Origin of the sequence: Chimaeribacter californicus, from assembly GCF_002858675.1 — a bacterium.
GTDB classification, from domain to species: domain Bacteria; phylum Pseudomonadota; class Gammaproteobacteria; order Enterobacterales; family Enterobacteriaceae; genus Chimaeribacter; species Chimaeribacter californicus.
On sequence record NZ_PJZF01000082.1, the window covers coordinates 1 to 1,070 of the forward strand.

Here is a 1,070-nt window from a genome sequence, read left to right on the forward strand (position 1 = left end):
AGTCAGCGTGTTATCGGTTGAAAGCTCCCTTTCTAACGACCCCGCCCCTTCAAAATATTTCGCACCTTGGCTACCAAATATGTCTCCAAGGCTACTCAGATAGTTATTCTCAACCGCATTTTTCCCGGCAATCGCCCCCGTCGTGGCCGCGGCAGAGCTGTTGCCCGCCATGCCGCCTGCCAGCCCTGCGGCAAGCGTGCCCAGCAGGCTCAGCTGTTCGCGGTCATCTTCCTTAAGCGCCGCGATTTTTTCCGGCGTATCTGCTCCCCAGTATTTCTCTGCAATGTAGCGCGTGGCCAGCTCACCGCTGAAGGCGCCCGCCGCGCCCGCGGCCGCATTGCCGCCGGACATCTGTGCAGAGACCGCGCCCCACACTGCGTGCGCCATGGCGTTCGCGGCGACATCAACATTTCCCGCAGCGTCGGTCGTCTGTTGCTTAATCAACTGCGCCGCCCACGGGTTCAGCCCGCCCGCCACTGCCTGCCCTGCGTTGCCGGTCACCAGGCCGGTCAGGATGCTGCCAATGGTCTGCGCTACTTTCTGCGATTCACTGCCGACGCCCCATTGCTGCATTTCAGCCTGATATTCAGGAGTATTTCGCATCCTGGCGAGCCATTTTTCGCGTTGTTCTGCTATTGGTTTTACTGCTCATATGTTCCCGTTACTTAAATCCTGTCGTTCTTTCTTTCCAATCGTCAGAACGCTATTTATTAAACTCAGCATGGTTAATACCAGAAGGAATACTATTATCGTTGATATGAATAACTTTATTGTTTTCCTAATGGAAAGATTGGCGAGTCTGGGATCTCCGATGCGGAACAACTGGAGATCACCGCTACACCCGGTGTGATCCGGGTGCAACGGCGGGAAGAGATAGTTTTCAAGGCGTAAAAAAAAGATCCCGGCCAAGGCCGGGATCTTACTGTTATTACTTAAATTTAATCGATTCTTGATCTAAATAAGTTTGCCACTTTCTAAATAATCGCTCAGTATTTTCTCTATGGCTATGAACACTAGGATCATAGCCATCACTGACAGGCATATATGAAACAAAGCTTTCAATCGCCTCA

The 1,070-nt window shown here is 52.1% G+C and carries 2 protein-coding genes; both read right to left on the reverse strand.

Going from position 1 to position 1,070, the window contains the following annotated elements; genetic code table 11:
• The coding region (locus CYR55_RS22940; RefSeq protein WP_175580834.1) for a VENN motif pre-toxin domain-containing protein at positions 1-603 on the reverse strand (603 nt) is incomplete at its 3' end.
• A gap of 325 nt (positions 604-928) precedes the next feature.
• The coding region (locus CYR55_RS22945; RefSeq protein WP_146001047.1) for a DUF2247 family protein at positions 929-1,070 on the reverse strand (142 nt) is incomplete at its 5' end.